The organism is Actinocrispum wychmicini, from assembly GCF_004345645.1.
GTDB classification, from domain to species: domain Bacteria; phylum Actinomycetota; class Actinomycetes; order Mycobacteriales; family Pseudonocardiaceae; genus Kibdelosporangium; species Kibdelosporangium wychmicini.
In genome coordinates this window covers 24,269-42,570 of the sequence record NZ_SLWS01000024.1, presented here as the reverse complement: position 1 = coordinate 42,570, position 18,302 = coordinate 24,269, and the positions used below count along the sequence as shown (strand labels likewise).

The window sequence follows — 18,302 nt, the reverse complement described above, 5'->3', positions numbered from 1 at the left end:
TCAGAGTTTGAGCCACCCTGAGGTCAGCAACACCAGGCCGAGTGAGCACGCGGCCACCACGACGAGGCCCAAAGCCGCGACGATGAGTGGCCGCACGCCGCTCCGCGCCATCTGCCGCAGGTCGAAATTCAGCCCGACACCCGCGAAGCACAGCAGGAACGCCCACTTCGACAGGTTCCCCAGGCTCGTGACGTCGGCCTTGCTGAACACGTGCGCGGTGGCCAGCGCGGACACCGCCACGAACCCGAGCACGAACTTCGGGAACGTCCGCCACACGAAGCCGGCGCGTGCCTTGAGTCCACTCGCGACGGCCACACCACCTCGGGTGGACCAGTAGGCGGCGTAGCCGAGCACGACCAGGCCGATCAACGCGTTTCGGGTGCTCTTGACCGCGACGGCGACGTCTTGGGCGTGCGCGGAGTACGCCGCACCTGTCGCTGTGGTCTCCGCGGTGTTGTCGACGGCGAGGCCCGCCCACAGGCCGAACTGGGTGTCCGACAGGTTCAGCGCGTGCCCGATGAGCGGGAACGTGAACAGCGCGACCGCGCCGAGGGCGAGGATCGCGGCGATCGCGTATCCGGAGTCCTCGTCGTCGGCGTCGATCGAGCCCTTGCCCGCGATGATCGCCGAGACACCGCAGATCGACGTGCCGATGGCCAGCAGCGACGACAGCTTCCCGCCGAGCCCGAACACCTTGCCCACGAACAGGATCACGGCGGTGGCCACAGCCATGTCGACGAGGATGATGCCGAGGCTGAACCCGCCGAGCTTGGCCAGGTCGCCGAGCACGAACCGGGCGCCGAGCAGCACGATCCCGATCTTGAGCCAGAACTCGTAGGTGGCCACTCCCGGCCGGAACACCGCGGCGACCCCGATGGTGTTGCGGATGACCAGGCCGAGGATGATGGCCCAAAGCACGTATTCGAGATCCGGCAGGGCGGTCCCGGTGGCCTTGCCGAGGCTGCGCAGGCCGTTCTGGGCGAACGTGCCCACCACACCGACCGCGGCGAGCAGCAGGAGCCCTGGCACGTAACGCAGGACCGGAACAGTGAGTCCGCCGCGCGTGGCGGTCGCGTTCGCGGTGCTCATTTGACCAGGAAGGTGATGGCCGGCAAGGCGCCGAGCGCGGCCAACACCACGAGGACGGCGGCGACCAGCACAGCCGCCCAGTCAGCGCCGATCTTGGGACGTGGCTTGGGTTCTGGCAGGGAACTCATGACTCCAGGACACTAGGTCCCGGTGCCGGCCGGAGCCATCACGTCCATCTGGTGGGATTCACACCGTGACGACGACCTTGCCGGCGGCGCGTCCATTGTGGATGTGACGGACGGCTTCGGGCACGTCGGCGAGGGGGAACGTCCGGTCGATCACCGGCACGACCCGGCCGGCCGCGATGAACTCGCTCAGCGCCCGCAGGTCATGCGGCCGGACGAGAGCCAGCAGGCCGAGCAGGCTGTGCCGGACGAACGGGTTCAGCATGACCGCTCCCAACGCCCGACCGTTGCCACCGAACCACTTCCCGCCGCCCTCGCCGCCGACGAGGACGACCGTGCCCGTGGGTGTGAGCGCCGCGCGCAGCCGAGACAACCGCCGGTTGCCCGCGGTGTCCAGGATGAGGTCGTACGTTCCGGTGATCTCGGCCCGGGTGTAGTCGATGACGTCGTCCGCGCCCAGCCTGGTGACCAGGTCGATCTTCGCCGTGCTGCACACGCCGGTGACGTGCGCGCCGAACGCCTTGGCCAGCTGCACCGCGAACGTCCCGACCCCGCCGGCCGCGCCGATGACCAGCACACGTTGTCCGGATCGGACCTTTCCGCGCTGAAGTGCCTGCAGTGCCGTGGATCCCGAGATCGGCACGACGGCGGCCCCCTCGAACGTGAGGTTCGCCGGCTTCGGCGCGACCTTCTCCGCCCTGACGCGGACGTACTCGGCGAACGCTCCTTCGCAGGTGCCGAACACTTCGTCGCCCGGCTTCAGCGCGGTCACGTTCGTCCCGACGGCTTCGACCGTGCCCGCCACATCCATGCCGCGGATCCGGACCTTGGGCCGGCGTAAGCCGCTGACCAGCCGGACCGGATACGGCAGCCCGGCCATCAGATGCCACACCCCTGGATCCACACCGGCCGCGTGCACCCGGACGAGCACGTCGTCGTCGGTCATCGGGGGCCGGTCCACGTCGGCGAACGTCAGCACGTCCGCGGCACCGTATCTGTCCTGCACTATCGCTTTCACGCTGACTCCTCTGGATACTGGAAAACGTCTTCGAGCCGAACGCCGAACACGCGGGCGATCTGGAACGCGACCTCCAACGACGGCGAGTACCGGCTCTGTTCGATGGCGATCACGGTCTGTCGGGTCACGCCGAGCCGGGCCGCGAGGTCGGCCTGGGTCATCTCGCCGTGGGTGAAGCGCAGCGCCCGGATGCTGTTGGTGACCTTGGTGGGCTTCACGTCGTCGGCAACCCGGTGCGGTAGGCGAAGATCCGCGCCACCGACCCGACCACGGCCGACAGCGTGAACGCCAGGTACACAGCGTTGGCGATCCAGAAGTAGTCGGCCATGGCCATCGACAGCGCCAGCGCCGCCACCGCGCCGATCACCACGAACGACTGGCCGACGTACTCGCCGAACCGCCCGATCTCCCGGTCCCGCTGGTCCTTGATCGCGTCGTCCCTGGGTGTGGTGGCCGAGGCCGCGATGCTGAGCACGATCGACGCCACGATCGAGATCCCGACCGTCCACAGCAACGTGCTCACATAGGACACGTCGGCCAGCCGACCGCCGCCGACCCGGCCGAGCACCACCACCAGGTACGTCGCGTACGCGCCGGCCGAGACCACGATCATGATCCAGGCCCGCTTCTCTTCGAGCGTCACACCAGCCAATGTAAAGAAGAACAGACATCATGTCAAACTTTCTTGACATGGAATACAATCCACCTCGGATTCGCTGCACACGGCGGAGACCATGCGAGAGGAGCGAGATGACCACCACGTCGACCGAGCGGGCCGTCCTCGCCGGTGGCTGCTTCTGGGGAATGCAGGACCTGATCAGGCGTCAGCCGGGCGTGCTCTCCACCCGGGTCGGGTACACCGGCGGGAACGTTCCGAACGCGACCTACTACAACCACGGCGGGCACGCCGAGGCGATCGAGATCGTCTTCGACCCGGCGCGCACCAGCTACCGGGACATCCTGGAGTTCTTCTTCCAGATCCACGACCCGACCACCCGCAACCGGCAGGGCAACGACATCGGCACCAGCTACCGGTCGGCCATCTTCTACACCAGCGAGACGCAGAAGGAGACGGCCGAGGAGACCATCATGGAGGTGGACGCCGCCGGCCTGTGGCCGGGCAAGGTGGTCACCGAGGTCACCCCGGCAAGCGACTTCTGGGAGGCCGAACCGGAGCACCAGGACTACCTGGAGCGCATCCCGAACGGCTACACCTGCCACTACATCCGCCCGGACTGGAAACTCCCCAGCCGCAAGACCGTCTGACTATCGGCCACCCGCTGCGGCATGATGGGTGCCGTGTCCGCGACGGGTGGCTACCTCAAAGGCCGGCTTCGCCGGCAGGACATCCTCGGGGCCGCGATCGAGGTGTACGCCGAGGCCGGCTACCACGGGTCGTCACTGCGGGAGATCGCCAAACGGGCCGGCATCACCCATGCCGGCCTGATCTACTACTTCCCCACGAAAGAGGCCCTGCTCGCGGCCGTCCTCGAACACCGCGACACCCAGGACGCCGACCGTGAGCGGTTCGCGACCACCCCGCCGGGCCGCGAGGTGCTCCGCCGGTTCATCACGCTGGCCGAGCACAACGTGCGCAACCCCGGGGTGGTCGACCTGTACGCGCGCCTGGCGGCCGAGGCAGTGGCCGCGGACCATCCGGCGCACGAGTACTTCCAGCGGCACTACCGGACGGCCCGCGACATCGCCCTGAAGTCGTTCCAGGCACTGGCTGACCGCGGCGAACTGCGCGACGGCGTGGATCCGAACGCCACGGCGGTCGCGTTCATCGCGCTCATGGACGGCCTTCAGGTGCAGTGGCTGACCGCGGCCGAGGACGTCGATCTCGTCGGCATCCTGAAGTCCTTTGTGGACAATGTGCTCACGTCCCCATTGGACTGAACGGGTCCCAGTCCGCCGGCAACGGCGGCGGGATGGCCGCGGCGCTCTCCACGGCGACGGACCGTCCACTTGAGATCGACTCCTCAATGGACAGCATCACGTCGAGAACGTGGTACGCCACCTCGCCCGACGCCCGCTCCGGCTCCCCCGCCCGCACGGCCCGCGCCAGTTCCAGCGCGCCCGTGCCGCGCGAGGCCGGATGTCCTTGCGCCACAAGCTCTTCCGGCTCCTCACGGCCGAGGGTATACAGTGTGGTCGGGCCGTCGAACCGGTTCGGATCAGGCAGCACGGCCGTACCCGACGTTCCGGTGATCTCCACGAAACCCGACCGCCGCAGCGCCGAGTCGAAGCTCAGGACCAGCTGTGCCGACCCGCCCTGAGTGAACTCGACGAGCGCGGTGACGGTTGTCGGCACAGTCACCGGGAACTCTGTGCCGGCCCGCGGTCCCGAGCCGATCACCCGGGTGTCGCGGGCCCGGCCGCCGGCGCCGGTGACCTGCCGGACCGGGCCGAACAGGTGGACCAGAGTGGTCAGGTAGTACGGCCCCATGTCCAGCAGCGGCCCGCCGCCGGCCTGGAACAGGAACTCCGGCGCCGGATGCCAGCTCTCCGGGCCGGGCCCCTGGAACAACGCCAACGCGGTCAGCGGTTCGCCGATCCGGCCGGCGGCCACCGCCCGGCGCGCGGTCTGCAATCCGGCGCCGAGCACGGTGTCCGGCGCGCACGCCACCCGCAGGTCCCGTTCCCTGGCCTGGTCGAGCAGCTTGCGGGCGCTCGGCCGGTCCAGCGCCAGCGGTTTTTCCGACCACACGTGTTTGCCCGCCTCGATCGCGGCCAGGCCGACCTCCACGTGCGCGGCCGGAACGGTCAGGTTGACCACGATCTCGATCGCCGGGTCGTCGAGCAGCGAGGCCACCGAACCGGACCGCTCGATGCCGTGCTTCGCCGCCTGGGCGGCGGCCCGCTCGGTGTCCAGGTCGGCCACGGCGAGTACGCGAAGATCCGGGAAGCTGGTCAGGTTCTGCAGGTACGTGTCGCTGATCGTGCCCGCGCCGATCACCCCGACGCCGGTCATCGCCCGACCCCGGCAAGGTAGCCGTAACTGGCCGCGACGGCCTCGAAGATGTCGCCGTCGAACTGGTCGAACTCGACCACCCGCAACGCGTTCGGCGCCGCCGCGAGCACGTCGGCCACGGGCACGCTGCCCTGGCCGGCGGGGACCTGGCCGGTCGCGTCGGTGGCGAGGTTCCCGTCCTTGACGTGGATCGCGTGCACCCGGTCGCCGAGCCGGCGCAGCAACTCCGGTACGTCCGCCCCGCCCGCGGTCGCCCAGTACGTGTCCACCTCAAGGCGCACCGAGGGATCCAACTGGTCCGCGAACACCTCAAGAGCGTGGCGGCCGTCGATCCGACTTTCCAGTTCCCACCAGTGGTTGTGGTAGCCGACCTGAATGCCGTGCTCGGCGCCGGCTTTGGCGGCTTCGTTGAGCGCGGCGGCGGTGGCCGCGACATCCGCCGGGTCCTGCCATTTCTCGGGCCGGACAAGGGGATCGATGACCACGCCGACACCGCATTCGACGGCCGCGGCGAACACCTCGGCCTGGTCAACGTCCAGGAGCCGGGCGTGCGCGGTCGGCGCGGTCAATCCGGCGGCGGGCAGGCCGACGCGCAGCGCCGCCAGATTCTCCACCAGGCTGTACGGCTCGACCTGGGTGAACCCGATCCCGGCCAGGCGCCGCAGGGTGTCTTCGGGGTCCTCCGCGAACCTCGTACGAACCGAATACAGCTGAACGGACGTCATCTCACTACTCCCATCGACCCTGTGGAAGCGCTCTCACAAATCTCTACCACGTGGTAGAGATTCTTGCCAGTGGTCCATCCGGGCGGTGAAAGTCCGATGAAAGCCCGGTGACTCCGAGTCCGGGTACGCTCACCCATTGTCCCGACCCTGCGACCGGCTGACCACCCACCATGACCTTGCACCCGCTGATCACCCCGCCATCGGACGATAACCGGACGGCCCGAACACACACCAGGACCGGACGGCCGAACCTGCCCTCCACAGTGGACTCGGGAGGATGACGGCCACCCAGTCGGTGACGACCCGCGGCTACCGGCGAGTGGTGGCCGCGTCCGGCCTGGCGAACCTGGGCGACGGGATCCGCCAGGTCGCGTTGCCCCTGCTGGCAGCCGGAATCACGCACGACGCGGTACTCGTCGGAGGGTTGACCGCGTGCGCGTACGTGCCGTGGATGCTGTTCGGTCTGCCCATCGGCGCCCTTGTGGACCGAGGTCGACCGGAGCTGTACCTGTTCGGCGCGGCCATCGCCCGGACCGTGCTGTTCGCGGTCCTTGCGGTGTCGTTGGTGCTTGGCGTCCGGGAACTCCTGCTGCTGTACGTGGTGACGTTCCTGCTCGGCATCGGCGAGGCCGCGTACGACAACGCCAGCCAGTCGATGATCCCGCGGGTCGTCCCGGTGGAGAGCCTGGAGCGCGCGAACGGCGCCCTGGTCAGCGTGGAGCGGCTCGGCCAGGACCTGATCGGCCCGGCCGTGGGCGGTGTCATCTTCGCGGTGGCCGCGCCACTCCCGTTCTCGCTCACCGCGTTCGCCATGTTCGCCGGGCTGATTCTGGTGCTACGCCTACGAACCCCGGCACAGGTCGCCGAAAAGCCCGCGACACCAGGCGTTGTACTGAAGGAGGCGGTCGCGGGCACGCGCTGGCTGTGGCGGTCACGGCAGGTACGGCTGGTCATCGTGACCGGCGCCTGTCTCACGTTCGTCACCCAGATGTGGGAACCGTTGCTGGTGCTTCTGGTGGGCACGTCCGCGGCCGGGTTCGGGGCGATCCTGGCGGTCGGCGCGATCGGTGGCATCGTGGGCGCGGTCGTCACACCGAGGCTGACCCGTCGCTGGGGTCAGCGTTCGGCGCAGATCATGGCGCTCGGTGTGGTCGCGGTGTCCAACCTGGTGTTGGCCATGTGGCCGACGCCGGTGCTGGCGGCGGTGACGTTGAGCGTGGTCAGCTTCGGGTTCGCGGTGTGGAACGTGCTGTCGACGTCGATGCGGCAACGCGTGGTCCCAACCGCGGTGCTGGGGCGGGTCAACGCGGCGAGCCGCACCCTGTCGATGACCGCGGGCCCGTTGGGCGCCTTGGCCGGCGGCGGGATCGGCGCGGGGTTCGGGCTGACCGCCCCGCTGTGGCTCAGCGGAGCGGTGCTCGTCGTCGTCGCGGTGTTCTTCGCCAGCCGAGCGGCTGACTAAAGGACGATGTCAGCCAGGCGGGCGATCTCGTCGAGGTTGTCGGTGCTCGGGTGCAGGATCAGCTCGTCCGTGCCGATGCCCTCGTACGCCTTCAGCGTGGCCTTGAGCGCGTCGGCGCTGCCGAGGATGCCGCCCGCGACCTGCTCGGCGTATTCGGGCCCGCCGAACGCGTAGTAGTGGCGCTCGTTGTCCTGGCCCTTTTCGAGGTCGGTCAGCCCGAAGTAGCTGATCACGACGAACCGGGGCGACCCCTCGCGGCCGTGCTCCTGCCACGCGGCACGGACCCCGCCGAAGATCTGGCTGAGCTGCTCCGGCGGCATGGCCGGGCTGACGTGTCCCTGCCCGTACTTGGCGATTCGGTCCATCGCCGCGGGGACGAACCCGCCGAACAGCAGTGGCACGTCGATGGACCCGCCGGGCACGCCGACGTTGTCACCGCCGTGCACCTTCTCGCCCGACCACAGGCCGCGCCACTCCTCCACCGCGCTGTTCAGCCGCTTGCCCGTGCCCTTTTCACCGAGGCCGTCGACGACGAAGTCGTCCGGCCGGCCACCCACGCCGATGCCGACCGTCAGCCGTCCGCCGGACACGCCCTGGATGCCGGCGAGCTCCTTGCCGATCAGGGTCGACGGCCACACCGGCGTCAGCATGACCGTGCTGACCAGGCCGATCGTGCTGGTCGCACCGGCGGCCGCGGCCAGCGCGACGGTGTCCATGACACCCGGGTACGCGATCCGGCCGATGGTGCCGAGCGAGGCGAAGCCGGCTTCCTCGGCCTTCTTCGCCCACGCCGGGATGACGTCCGCGCGGACGTCGCGCACCTGGTTGGGCAGCCCGATGCCGATCTTCATAGTGCTCCTTTTCAACAATGGTTATGACACAAGGGAATCGAGCAGACGCAGCCGCTCGGCCGAGTCGGAGCCCGCGTCCGCCCCGAAGAACAGGATCCGTTGGCCGGGGTCGTCCGGCAGGCGCAGGCTTTCCTCGTTGAGGACCAGGTGCCCGACCAGGGGGTGCTGGTACTCGCGGACACCGTGGAGGCATTCGCCGACCGGGTGGGCGGCCCAGATCCGGGCGAAGTCCTCGCTCTTGATGGACAGCTCGCCGATCAGCTCGGCCAGCAGCCGGTCGTCCGGCTGGTCGCTGGACGCCATCCGCAGGTAGGCCGCGATGTTGCGGGCCTGGTCGGGCCAGTCGACGACCAGGTCGCGCATGGCCGGTTCAAGGAACATCATCCGGGCTATGTTCGGCCGCTGGTCGGGACTCAGCCCGTAGAGCGCGAACCCGAGCCGGTTGCCGCCGAGCAGGTCGGTCCGGCGGCCCACGATCATCACGGCCTGCTCGGTGTTGCTCTCGGCCAGCGCGACGACGGTGGCCCGAATCCGTTCCGGCCCGGTCTCCCGCCGGGTCACCTGGGCCGGCCACGCGAGCCGGAACAGGTGCAGCCGTTCGCCCTCGTCGAGCCGCAGCGCATTGGCGATCGCCTCCATCACCGAGTCGGACATCTGGTGGCTCTCGCCCTGCTCGATCCGGGTGTAGTAGTTCACGCTCACACCCGCGAGCTGCGCGACCTCCTCCCGGCGCAGTCCCGGCACCCGGCGCGCCGACCCGCCGGTGGGCACGCCGCTCTCGGCCGGGGAGAGGGCCGCCCGCCGGGAGCGGAGGAAGTCACCGAGTTCGGTGTTGCGCTGATCGCCCATGGATACATCGTCTATCACCTGGCCGAGCCGTGCCGTCCCCTGGCATTGGTAGTCAGTGGCTAGCCCGATCGACGGCATCACGCACAGTGACTCTTGACCGTGCCGTTCTGTTCAAGTCTGATGTTTCTTGGTCTTTCTCGTTCGTTATTGAGGAATCGAGGCTGGAGTGAAACACGCAACGAAGCGTCGTTCCGCACTGGGCGTCGCCGGGGTCACCCTGCTGGGGCTGATCATCGCGCCCATCGTGGCGCCCACCGCGTCCGCGCTGGAGAACGGCCTGGCGACGACCCCCGCGATGGGCTTCAACAACTGGAACTCCACGCACTGCCGGGCCGAGTTCACCGAGCAGATGGTCAAGGGGATCGCCGACCTGTTCGTCTCGACCGGGCTGAAGGACGCCGGCTACAGCTACGTCAACATCGACGACTGCTGGGCCGAACCGAGCCGGGACGGCAACGGCGACCTGGTGGCGAACCACACGAGATTCCCCAACGGCATCAAGGCCGTGGCGGATTATGTGCACGGCAAGGGCCTGAAGTTCGGCCTCTACACCAGCGCGGGCACGGTCACGTGCGACACCCAGGGCTTCCCCGGCGGGATCGGCCACGAACAGCAGGACGCGAACCTGTTCGCGTCCTGGGGCGTGGACTACCTCAAATACGACAATTGCGGCGACCACCTGGGCCAGAGCGCCCAGCAGCGGTACACGGCGATGCGCGACGCCTTACGCGCCACCGGCCGGCCGATCTTGTTCTCGATCTGCGAGTGGGGCCAGAACAGCCCGTGGACCTGGGCACAGTCGGTCGGCAACAGCTGGCGCACCACCGGTGACATCGCCGACAACTGGGGCAGCATGCTCGGCATCTTCAAGGCCAACGTGCAGTTGGCGGTGAACTCGCAGCGCGGCGGCTGGAACGATCCGGACATGCTGGAGGTCGGCAACGGCGGCATGACGGACACCGAGTACCGCAGCCATTTCAGCCTCTGGTCGATGATGAACAGTCCGCTGCTGATCGGTACAGACCTGCGGACCGCGAGTCCCGCCACCCTCGCGATCCTGACCAACCGGGACGTGATCGCCCTGGACCAGGACAGTCTCGGTGTCCAAGCCACCGAGATCAGCGCCACGAACGGCCGGCACGTGTTGACCAAGCCGCTGGACAACGGCGACGTGGCCGTCGCGCTGTTCAACGAGAACGGCTCGACCGCGACGATCAGCACCACGGCCACCGCGGCCGGGCTCGGCAACGCCTCGTCCTTCCAGCTCAAAGACCTGTGGTCCAAGGCAGTCACGTCCACCACCGGCACGATCAGCGCGTCCGTCCCGGCGCACGGGACCGTGGTCTACCGGGTCAGCCGGGCCGGCACGTTCACCGCGCCGCCCGCCGGCACCACGCAGGTCTCGTCCCTGCGGGCGAGCATGTCCGCCAACGGCTGGGGCCCGGTCGAGATCGACCGCAGCAACGGCGAGAAAGCCGCCGGTGACGGCCGCACCCTGACGATCGGCGGCACCACCTACGCGCACGGCCTTGGTGTGCACAGCCGCAGCGAGGTGCGTTACTACCTCGGCGGCAGGTGCACGACATTCCAGGCATGGGCCGGAGTCGACGACGAGACGGGCAACAACGGCGCCGTGGCAATGGAAGTGTGGGCCTCGGGAACCATGCGGGCGACCGCGGGCGTCGTGCACGGAACGGACGGTCCGAAACGCGTGACCGCAGACGTGACCGGCGCGCAGTACGTCAACCTCGCCGTACTGCCCACAGTGGACGGTCCAAACTACGACCACGCGGACTGGGCGGACGCCACCATCACCTGTAGCTGACACTCCGGTGTGGGCCGCGCGGCCCACTACGACTTCTCCATCACCGGCTCGGTCAGCTTCGCCCCGTCGGCCCGGCCGACGAAGCAGTAGACCAGCCGGTGCGAGAGCCGGTAGCCACCGCTGACCTTGACCTTCCACGCCTCCTCGGTCGGCACGAACACCCAGTAGCGCAGCACGTCGTCCTTGTTCGGCGTGGTGACGAGCTTGGACTCGAACAGCTGGGTGCAGTAGCTCGCCCAGGTCTCTTTGAGGCTGTCCAGGCCCGGGTACGGCTTGTCCTTCTCCAGTTCCCGGTCGGCCCAGGTCTGGGTGAGGACCTGCACGTCGTACGGGCCGTAGCAGCCGGTGTCGGCGTCGATGTCCGGGGCTTTGCCGCCCTTCTTGGGCACCCATTTCATGCAGTCGCCGTCGATCATCGCACCCATCGTGTCGACGATGTCCCCGCCCGGCCCGTTCGTCATGACCGGCACCATGGCCTTCGTCGGCGTCACCTTCTTCGGTGTCGACGACGACGTCGCCGGAACGTACGGCTGCTGCCCCGGCGTCGACGGCAGGGTCGCGCTCGGCGACGATGAGCCCGAGCCCGAGCCGGTGTCCACGGCCTGGCCGCCGCCGGACTTCTGGGTGAGCGCGACGATCAACACCACGACCAGGACCAGCGGGACAGCCGCCCCCGCGACCAGCAGCCCGACGTGCCGCTTCCGCTTGGCCGGCGGGTGGACGGGCAGCATCTGCCGCGGCGGCATCGGAACCGGCAGCGGAACCGGCGCGGTCCGGACGGTCGGCGGGTCGATCGGGAAGTTGCCGCTGATGGCGTGCCCGATCAGCTGGCGGGCGCGGGCGGGGCTGAGCCGGCGTTCCGGATCGGGCTCCAGCAGTCCCATGACCAGTTCGGCCAGCGGCCCGGTGCACCGGCGTGGCTCGGGCCGTTCGGTCATCACCGCGAGCATCGTCGCCGACGTCGTCTGCCGTTGGTACGCGGAAAAGCCCTCGACCGCGAAGAACAGCGTGGCGCCCAGCGCCCACAGGTCCCACGCCGGGGACACCTCGCCGCCTTCGAGCCGTTCCGGCGACATGTAGGCCGGTGAGCCGATCAACGCCCCGGTCGACGTCAGCCGGGGGTCGTCGAAGGTCTGGGCGATGCCGAAGTCGGTCAGCTTCGCGGTGTCCTTGGCCGGCACCATCACGTTGCCCGGCTTGACGTCCCGGTGCACGATCCCGGCGTCGTGCGCGGACTCCAACGCGGACAACAGCTGTTCGGCCAGGCGCGCGGCGCGGACCGTGGGCATCGGGCCGTCCCGTTCGACCAGCTCGGTGAGCGTGGGCGCCTGGACGTACTCCATCACGATGAAGGTCTGGCCGGCCTCCTGGATGAGGTCGTGCACAGTGACCACGGCCGCGTTCGCCAACCGGCTGGCGATCCGCGCCTCGCGCAGCACCCGCTCCTGATAGACGGCGACTTCGTCAGCGGGAACGTTGTGCGGCAGCAGCAGTTCCTTCACCGCGACGTCCCGACCGAGCATCGAGTCCGTCGCGAGCCACACCACGCCCATTCCGCCGCGCCCGAGTTCACGGACGAGCGTGTAGCGCCCGTTCGCGATCTGGCTGCCGATCTGCCGCATGAGGGCCGAGTGTTCCATGCCGGCTGCCCGGCCGGGATGTCCGATGGGGCAAAGTGCTACCGGCTGCCGAGGACGTGCTCCAACGCCAGCTGGGACAGGGTGACGAAGCCGTAGCCGCGTTCGGCGGCCTTGTCCGGGTCGAACTCCTCGAACGCCGAGGAGTCCGCGAGCAGGTCCGCGACCGTCTCCCCGGGCGCGAGCGTCGGCGTCGACAGCTCGGGCACGCGTGACTCCGCCAACGCCGCCTGAACCGCCGGGTCGGCCCGGAACGCCTGGGCACGTTCCCGCAGCAACAGGTAGCTGCGCATGTTGGCGGCGGCGCTGGCCCACACGCCGGTGCTGTCCTCGGTCCGCAACGGCTTGTAGTCGAAGTGTCGCGGGCCGGTGTAGCCGCCGTGTTCCAGCAGGTCGACGAGGAAGAACGCGGACAGCAGGTCGCCGTGGCCGAAGATCAGGTCCTGGTCGTACCGGGGGCCGCGCTGGCCGTTGAGGTCGATGTGGAAGAGCTTGCCCTGCCACAACGCCTGGCCGATGCCGTGCACGAAGTTCAGGCCGGCCATCTGCTCGTGCCCGACCTCCGGGTTGAGCCCGACGATCTCGTGGTGGTCCAACTGGCTGATGAACGCGAGCGCGTGGCCGATGGTGGGCAGGAAGATGTCGCCGCGCGGCTCGTTCGGCTTGGGTTCGAGGGCCAGTTTGAGCCCGTATCCGCGGTCGGTCACGTACTGGGCGAGGGTGTCGATGCCTTCCCGGTAGCGGTCGAGCGCCGCGGCGACGTCCTTGGCCGCGTCGGTCTCGGAGCCTTCCCGGCCGCCCCACAGCACGTACGTCTCCGCGCCCAGTTCGGCCGCGAGGTCCATGTTCCGCATGACCTTGCGCAGCGCGTACCGGCGAACGGCCCGGTCGTTGCTGGTGAGCGCGCCGTCACGGAACACCGGGTGGGTGAACAGGTTGGTGGTGGCCATCGGCACCACGAGCCCGGTCTGCGCCAACGCGTCCTTGAAGCGGGCGATGTGCCGGGCGCGTTCGGTGTCGTCCGAGCCGAACGGGATCAGGTCGTCGTCGTGGAACGAGATCCCCCACGCACCGAGCTCGGCGAGCCGGTGCACGGCCTCGGCCGGGTCGAGCGCCGGCCGGGTGGCGTCGCCGAACGGGTCCACCGCCCGCCAGCCCACGGTCCACAGGCCGAAACTGAACTTGTCCGCGCGAGTGGGCTCTGCCACCACGACGCCTCCCGTTGGCGTGAATAATAGTTCGGTCACTGAACTTATCCGTACCCGGCCGGCGAGGCAACTGTGAGCACACCGGCCCCGCCACTAATATCGGCTGGTGACCCAGCCGCGGCCAGCCGGCCAGCACACCGTGCGCAGGCACAACTCCGCGCTCGTGCTCAGCACGATCGCGGACTCGCCCGGGATCTCCCGGGCGGGTGTCGCCGCACGGACCGGACTGACCAAGGCGACGGTGTCCAGCCTGGTGGACCGCGCGATCGCGGCCGACCTCGTGGTCGACGGCGAACCCACCCGCCGGGACGGTCCCGGCCGGCGCGGCACCGCGCTGACCCTCTCCCCCGCCGGCCCGCACGGCCTCGGCGTGGAGATCGGCGTCGACTACATCGCCACGTGCCTGGTCGACCTCACCGGCCGGGTCGGCCGCCAGCGCATCCGGCCGGCGGACAACCGCGCCCAGCCGGCCAACCGGGTGCTGGTGAAGGTCGGCCGCGCGGTGCGGGCGGCGATGGCGGAACTGCCGGTCCGGGTCGGCGGCGTCGGCGTGGCCGTGCCCGGCCTGGTCGAGTCGGCCACCGGGTTCCTGCGGACCGCGCCCAACCTCGGCTGGCGGGACGTGGACGTGCACGCCGAACTGCGCGACCGGGCCGACCTGGCGGACATCCCGATCCTGGTCGGCAACGAGGCCAACTTCGCCGCGCTCGGCGAACTGTGGGGTGGCGGCCACGAGGACCTGCGCGACTTCGTGCACGTGTCCGGTGAGATCGGCATCGGCGCCGGGATCGTGATGGACCGGACCCTGTTCGAAGGGGTGCGCGGCTTCGGCGGCGAGATCGGCCACCTGTCCGTGGACGCCAAGGGCCCGCAGTGTTCGTGCGGCGCCCGCGGCTGCCTTGAAGTGGTCGCCGGGCAGGACACCCTGCTCCGTCAGTCCGGCGCGCCGGACGTGGACACGCTCGTGCTGCGCCTGCGGGACAACGACCGCAAGGCGGTCACGGCGGTCCGCGGCGTGGCCCGCTGGCTCGGCACCGCACTGTCCAATGTGGTCAACCTGTTGGACGTGCCGACGATCGTGCTGGGCGGCACCTACGCGGTGCTGGAACCGTGGCTGCGCGAGGTGCTGCAGGAGGAACTCGACCTGCGCGTGATCAGCGCGGACTGGTCGCAGGTCCGGATCCTGCGCTCCACCCTCGGCACCGAGGCGGCGGTCCGGGGCGCGGCGTCCTCGGCGGTCCGGGCGATCGTCGCCGACCCGGACCCGTTCATCACCGCGTCAGTTCCCACGACCTGACTCTGTCATCGGGATCTCATGTGCGGCTGCCTAGCGTTGCCGTCATTCCGGCACAGGCAGAGGAGAGCACGATGGTCCACCCGCAGCAGGCGCGCGAAGCCCATCGCTTGTTCAAGGTCAGCAAGGTCATGTTCGCCCTCGGCGGGTTGGCTCTGCTGATCACGGTCGGCGGCCTGTTCATGGCCCTGGGCGCCGATCACGGCGCCAAGAACGCCCCTGGCACGGCCGATCTGGTCATCGCGTCGTTCGTCGCCGTGGCCCTCATCAGCGGGGCGACCGCGACCCGCAACGCCGCGGCCCGCCGGATGATGTTCCGCGCGACCAAGCCGTTCGACCCGATGGCGGCTTTTGTCCTGTGGGGCGGTCTGGTGGGCCTGCTCGGGATCGCCTGGCTGATCGGGTTCGCCCTGCACGCCCGAGTGGGACTGGTCGTCCTGCTGGCGTTTCCGCCGCTGATGGTCTGGCACCAGAAGCGGATGACCGCGGTGCAGGTGGACCCGGTCGGGGTGACCATCGGCGAGTCGGTGGTGCGGTGGCCGGACGTGGCCCAACTGGTGGTCACCGACCCGGGGCCGGGGCACGACATCCAGGTCGGCGCGCTGCCGCGGCCAGGCTGCCCGCTGGTCGCGGGAATCGTTGTGCCGCGCGGCCAGTTCGACCTCGCCCGGCTGACCGCCATGGTCCGTCAGTACGGCCCCGGCGATGTCGCAGTCATCACGAACTAGCCGGGGAACCGCGGCAGGGTGAGCGTGGCCGCCGCGGTGGCCAGCCAGGTCAGCAGGTCCGTCAACGGGATGTTCTCCCGCCACCGCTCCGCCTCACCGCGCAGCACCAGTTCACCCGGGCCTGGTTCGACGGCGGTGAGCCGCAGGCCGCGAGGCAGGTCCGGGATCTCGACCACGGTCGGCTGCATCCGGCGCACGGCACCGAACCGCAAACCGGCCACCTGCAACACCTGAGGCGCCAGGACGAGACCCTGGGTGGGGTCGAGCACCGGTTCCACCTCAAGGTGCCCCCAGCTGGGACGACGGGCCCACCGCACCCGCACCACGCTGTCCGCGCCGATGTCCATCACCAGCTTGGGCTGCAGCTCGGCCACCTTGGCCCGGACCACGTCCGCGGACACCGTGATCTCCAGGGCCACCGACCCGGCGACCACGCTGGGCACCGGCAACGACTGGAACCGGACGTCGGCGCACACCAGGGACAGCCGGGTCAGCGGCGCGTCCGGCCAGGTGACGTCCTCGGCCACGATCTTCACGTGCGGGACCTGGCCGAGGGCCAGGCCGACGGTGTCCAGGTCGGTGTCGATCTCGACCGGGGTCAGCTCGACGTCGTGCTCGCCGACGCGCATGGTCACGCGCCGGCCGACGACCCGGTCGCCGGCCACCCGCACCGCCATCTGGAGCACGGCGGCCGGGCTGTTCGCGAGTCCGGGCAGCAGCGCCTTACCGACCGCGAGCAGCCCTTCCAGCTCGCGCCACGGCCAGGTCACCCGTCCTCGTCCGGCCGGTGCGGCGCCGGCCGCGGCCGGATCGGGATCACGCCGGAGTCCAGGTCGAGCGGCCCGTGCTCGAACCGTTCGCCGGTGCCGGCCTCCTCCTCGGTCTCCTTGCGCAGCTTCGGGCCGCCGAGGAGCTCACCGAACTGTGCCATCCCTCTACGGTAGCTGGAAAACGCCGGTGGTTCGCGGTCTGTCCGCCGGGGTACCCCGCGCGGATGGACGACAGGGGAGCACTGGAGCGGGCGCGGGCGAGCGTGCGGGAACTGGTGTCCGTGGCCAGGGGCGGCGACAAGGACACCGTCTTCGATCTGCTGCGGCAGGTCACCGGGGACGGCGGGCCGGACACCCGGCTGGTCGTCGGGCAGCTCGTCGCGGCGACCGCGGAGATGATGCTGTTACGGGCGGGCGGCCAGCCCGAGGACGCGATCTTCGCGGTGGACCTGCGCGACGAGGGCGAGCTGGCGGTGCCGATCGACGACCTGCCGCCGCCGTTGCGCGCCGCGGTCCGCGCGCTGCTGGCCGCGTTGAACGACCAGCCCAGGGACATGGAATACCAGCTGGATCTGGCGTTGCACGAACAGAGTGCGATCGCCGTGCTCGATGTGGTGGTGCACTGTGTGCTGTGGACGGTGGGACTGCTGGAATGGTGTGCGGGCGAGGGTGTGACCGGCCCGGAATGGCTCGCCGGCGACGAGTACTCGCGCTACTGGCAGCCCGGAGATTATGCGTGAAACACGTTTCCGCGCGCATATCTTCGTGACGAAATTCTGAACGGGTGCCGCCGGCTGAGTGAATTGTCTTGTCGAATTGGCCGCGGTTGTGCATCATGATCAACGTGGATGCTCCGCGGAGTTTCACGGCCCGGCGTTGCCCGATCTGCCGGCACCGCCCGAACGGCCGGCACGAGCATGCGGACATGCTGGCCGACCTGGCCGTGTCCTGGTGGGTGATCGCGCACGGCCGGATCCGCCAGGCCCGTTACTGCCATCAGTGCGCACCCGGAAACGTCTTCGCCTCGGTCGACTGCGCCCATTGTGGGGACGGCCCGCTCGTGGTGCTGAAGTCACCTGTCGAACCTGCCGGCGCGCACATGCTGCTGCGCACCGCGCTCACCACTTCGGGGTGGAATACGACACCGGCGGGCCGGTGGGTCTGCGCCGATTGTCACGCCGCCGGCTGAGCACATTCGCATATCAGGGAAAGGGGCTGCCGGATGGCCGAGCTGTTCGAGGCGTTGCGGGACGACTTCGTCCGGATCACCGACGACGTGATCTGGTGCAGCGTGACCACGGTCGACGACGCCGGCCGGCCGCGGTCGCGAATTCTGCACCCGCTGTGGGAGATCGTCGACGGGCGGCCGGTGGGCTGGGTGGTCACCGGCCGGACCCCGGTCAAGGCCCGGCATCTCGCGGCCAACCCGAACGTGGCGGTGTCGTACTGGAGTCCGGACCAGCGGGTGGTGTTGGCCGAGTGCGTGGCGTCCTGGGTGCAGGACGTCGAAACGAAATCCCGCGTTTGGGACCTGTTCATGACCACGCCGCCGCCCCGTGGCTACGACCTGAGTGGATTCATCCCGGACGGGGCCGCCGACGCCGCCTTCACACCGTTGCGCCTGGATCCGCGCAGCGTTCACGTGTATGACGGCACCGGGTTCCCGATCCACTTCACACCGAGGACAGCTCACTTCTGACACTCTGTTCGTCCAGAAGTCGGTACAGCGGGCCGTCAAGATCGGGAA

The 18,302-nt window shown here is 69.5% G+C and carries 22 protein-coding genes; 9 read left to right on the top strand and 13 right to left on the bottom strand.

The annotated features are described in order from the left end of the window. From EV192_RS52850 to EV192_RS52835, 5 genes are read right to left on the bottom strand one after another with little or no spacing between them, the layout of a single operon-like run. On the bottom strand, window positions 1-1,089 hold the full coding sequence (locus tag EV192_RS52850; RefSeq protein ID WP_132126410.1) for a YeiH family protein: 1,089 nt from the start codon (window positions 1,087-1,089) through the stop codon (window positions 1-3). Further along, window positions 1,086-1,217: a hypothetical protein gene (locus EV192_RS57095; RefSeq protein ID WP_279496447.1), complete on the bottom strand. Its 132-nt coding sequence runs from the start codon at window positions 1,215-1,217 to the stop codon at window positions 1,086-1,088. The genes EV192_RS52850 and EV192_RS57095 overlap by 4 nt, the downstream gene beginning before the upstream one ends. Window positions 1,218-1,275: 58 nt before the next feature. Then, a complete protein-coding gene (locus tag EV192_RS52845; RefSeq protein ID WP_132126409.1) occupies window positions 1,276-2,232 on the bottom strand; it encodes an NAD(P)-dependent alcohol dehydrogenase in 957 nt (318 codons plus the stop codon). After that, window positions 2,229-2,450 carry a helix-turn-helix transcriptional regulator gene (locus EV192_RS52840; protein ID WP_424923457.1) on the bottom strand — a complete coding sequence of 74 codons (222 nt, stop codon included), beginning with the start codon at window positions 2,448-2,450 and terminating at the stop codon, window positions 2,229-2,231. The genes EV192_RS52845 and EV192_RS52840 overlap by 4 nt, the downstream gene beginning before the upstream one ends. Next, complete coding sequence (locus EV192_RS52835; RefSeq protein ID WP_165961066.1) at window positions 2,447-2,875, bottom strand: hypothetical protein; 429 nt, start codon at window positions 2,873-2,875, stop codon at window positions 2,447-2,449. The genes EV192_RS52840 and EV192_RS52835 overlap by 4 nt, the downstream gene beginning before the upstream one ends. A gap of 107 nt (window positions 2,876-2,982) precedes the next feature. Here EV192_RS52835 and msrA point away from each other — a divergent pair, with 107 nt between their 5' ends. Both msrA and EV192_RS52825 read left to right on the top strand, forming a co-directional pair. Then, window positions 2,983-3,498, top strand: a complete 516-nt coding sequence (gene msrA / locus EV192_RS52830; RefSeq protein WP_132126408.1) for a peptide-methionine (S)-S-oxide reductase MsrA — start codon at window positions 2,983-2,985, stop codon at window positions 3,496-3,498. Window positions 3,499-3,531: 33 nt separating this feature from the next. Continuing rightward, window positions 3,532-4,131 (top strand): TetR/AcrR family transcriptional regulator, encoded by a 600-nt coding sequence (locus EV192_RS52825; RefSeq protein ID WP_243727646.1) that lies wholly within the window; start codon window positions 3,532-3,534, stop codon window positions 4,129-4,131. Here EV192_RS52825 and EV192_RS52820 read toward each other — a convergent pair. Further along, on the bottom strand, window positions 4,112-5,206 hold the full coding sequence (locus EV192_RS52820) for a Gfo/Idh/MocA family protein (RefSeq protein ID WP_132126407.1): 1,095 nt from the start codon (window positions 5,204-5,206) through the stop codon (window positions 4,112-4,114). The genes EV192_RS52825 and EV192_RS52820 overlap by 20 nt on opposite strands. Further along, the gene (locus EV192_RS52815; RefSeq protein WP_132126406.1) at window positions 5,203-5,931 is read right to left on the bottom strand and encodes a sugar phosphate isomerase/epimerase family protein; all 729 of its coding nucleotides are present in this window, start codon (window positions 5,929-5,931) and stop codon (window positions 5,203-5,205) included. The genes EV192_RS52820 and EV192_RS52815 overlap by 4 nt, the downstream gene beginning before the upstream one ends. Before the next feature lie 277 nt (window positions 5,932-6,208). Here EV192_RS52815 and EV192_RS52810 point away from each other — a divergent pair, with 277 nt between their 5' ends. Beyond that, window positions 6,209-7,393 (top strand): MFS transporter, encoded by a 1,185-nt coding sequence (locus tag EV192_RS52810; protein WP_132126405.1) that lies wholly within the window; start codon window positions 6,209-6,211, stop codon window positions 7,391-7,393. Here EV192_RS52810 and EV192_RS52805 read toward each other — a convergent pair. Together EV192_RS52805 and EV192_RS52800 are read right to left on the bottom strand one after the other, a co-directional pair. Then, window positions 7,390-8,244, bottom strand: a complete 855-nt coding sequence (locus EV192_RS52805; protein WP_132126404.1) for an LLM class flavin-dependent oxidoreductase — start codon at window positions 8,242-8,244, stop codon at window positions 7,390-7,392. The genes EV192_RS52810 and EV192_RS52805 overlap by 4 nt on opposite strands. Window positions 8,245-8,265: 21 nt before the next feature. After that, window positions 8,266-9,093, bottom strand: coding sequence for a helix-turn-helix transcriptional regulator (locus tag EV192_RS52800; RefSeq protein ID WP_132126403.1), 828 nt, complete (start codon window positions 9,091-9,093; stop codon window positions 8,266-8,268). 295 nt (window positions 9,094-9,388) lie between these two features. Here EV192_RS52800 and EV192_RS52795 point away from each other — a divergent pair, with 295 nt between their 5' ends. Further along, window positions 9,389-10,918: an NPCBM/NEW2 domain-containing protein gene (locus EV192_RS52795; RefSeq protein WP_132126423.1), complete on the top strand. Its 1,530-nt coding sequence runs from the start codon at window positions 9,389-9,391 to the stop codon at window positions 10,916-10,918. 26 nt (window positions 10,919-10,944) lie between these two features. Here the strand turns inward: EV192_RS52795 and EV192_RS52790 are convergent, their stop codons facing one another. Then, window positions 10,945-12,558 (bottom strand): serine/threonine-protein kinase, encoded by a 1,614-nt coding sequence (locus tag EV192_RS52790; RefSeq protein ID WP_132126402.1) that lies wholly within the window; start codon window positions 12,556-12,558, stop codon window positions 10,945-10,947. Between the two features lie 38 nt (window positions 12,559-12,596). Next, on the bottom strand, window positions 12,597-13,766 hold the full coding sequence (xylA, locus tag EV192_RS52785; protein WP_132126401.1) for a xylose isomerase: 1,170 nt from the start codon (window positions 13,764-13,766) through the stop codon (window positions 12,597-12,599). Between the two features lie 103 nt (window positions 13,767-13,869). On the opposite strand from xylA, the gene EV192_RS52780 reads away from it, so the two are divergent. Together EV192_RS52780 and EV192_RS52775 are read left to right on the top strand one after the other, a co-directional pair. Further along, the gene (locus EV192_RS52780) at window positions 13,870-15,060 is read left to right on the top strand and encodes an ROK family transcriptional regulator (RefSeq protein ID WP_132126400.1); all 1,191 of its coding nucleotides are present in this window, start codon (window positions 13,870-13,872) and stop codon (window positions 15,058-15,060) included. Between the two features lie 71 nt (window positions 15,061-15,131). Then, window positions 15,132-15,785, top strand: coding sequence for a hypothetical protein (locus tag EV192_RS52775; protein WP_132126399.1), 654 nt, complete (start codon window positions 15,132-15,134; stop codon window positions 15,783-15,785). On the opposite strand, the gene EV192_RS52770 is transcribed toward EV192_RS52775, so the two are convergent. Both EV192_RS52770 and EV192_RS54540 read right to left on the bottom strand, forming a co-directional pair. Next, window positions 15,782-16,555: an LmeA family phospholipid-binding protein gene (locus tag EV192_RS52770; RefSeq protein WP_132126398.1), complete on the bottom strand. Its 774-nt coding sequence runs from the start codon at window positions 16,553-16,555 to the stop codon at window positions 15,782-15,784. The genes EV192_RS52775 and EV192_RS52770 overlap by 4 nt on opposite strands. After that, window positions 16,552-16,716: a hypothetical protein gene (locus tag EV192_RS54540; protein WP_165961065.1), complete on the bottom strand. Its 165-nt coding sequence runs from the start codon at window positions 16,714-16,716 to the stop codon at window positions 16,552-16,554. The genes EV192_RS52770 and EV192_RS54540 overlap by 4 nt, the downstream gene beginning before the upstream one ends. A 63-nt stretch (window positions 16,717-16,779) precedes the next feature. Between EV192_RS54540 and EV192_RS52765 the strand changes: the two genes are divergently transcribed. The 3 genes from EV192_RS52765 to EV192_RS52755 all read left to right on the top strand — a co-directional run bounded on the left by EV192_RS52765 (window position 16,780) and on the right by EV192_RS52755 (window position 18,254). Continuing rightward, window positions 16,780-17,295 (top strand): hypothetical protein, encoded by a 516-nt coding sequence (locus tag EV192_RS52765; RefSeq protein ID WP_132126397.1) that lies wholly within the window; start codon window positions 16,780-16,782, stop codon window positions 17,293-17,295. Window positions 17,296-17,399: 104 nt separating this feature from the next. Beyond that, complete coding sequence (locus EV192_RS52760; protein WP_132126396.1) at window positions 17,400-17,744, top strand: hypothetical protein; 345 nt, start codon at window positions 17,400-17,402, stop codon at window positions 17,742-17,744. Window positions 17,745-17,777: 33 nt separating this feature from the next. Beyond that, window positions 17,778-18,254, top strand: coding sequence for a pyridoxamine 5'-phosphate oxidase family protein (locus tag EV192_RS52755; RefSeq protein ID WP_132126395.1), 477 nt, complete (start codon window positions 17,778-17,780; stop codon window positions 18,252-18,254). Window positions 18,255-18,302: the final 48 nt, after the last annotated feature.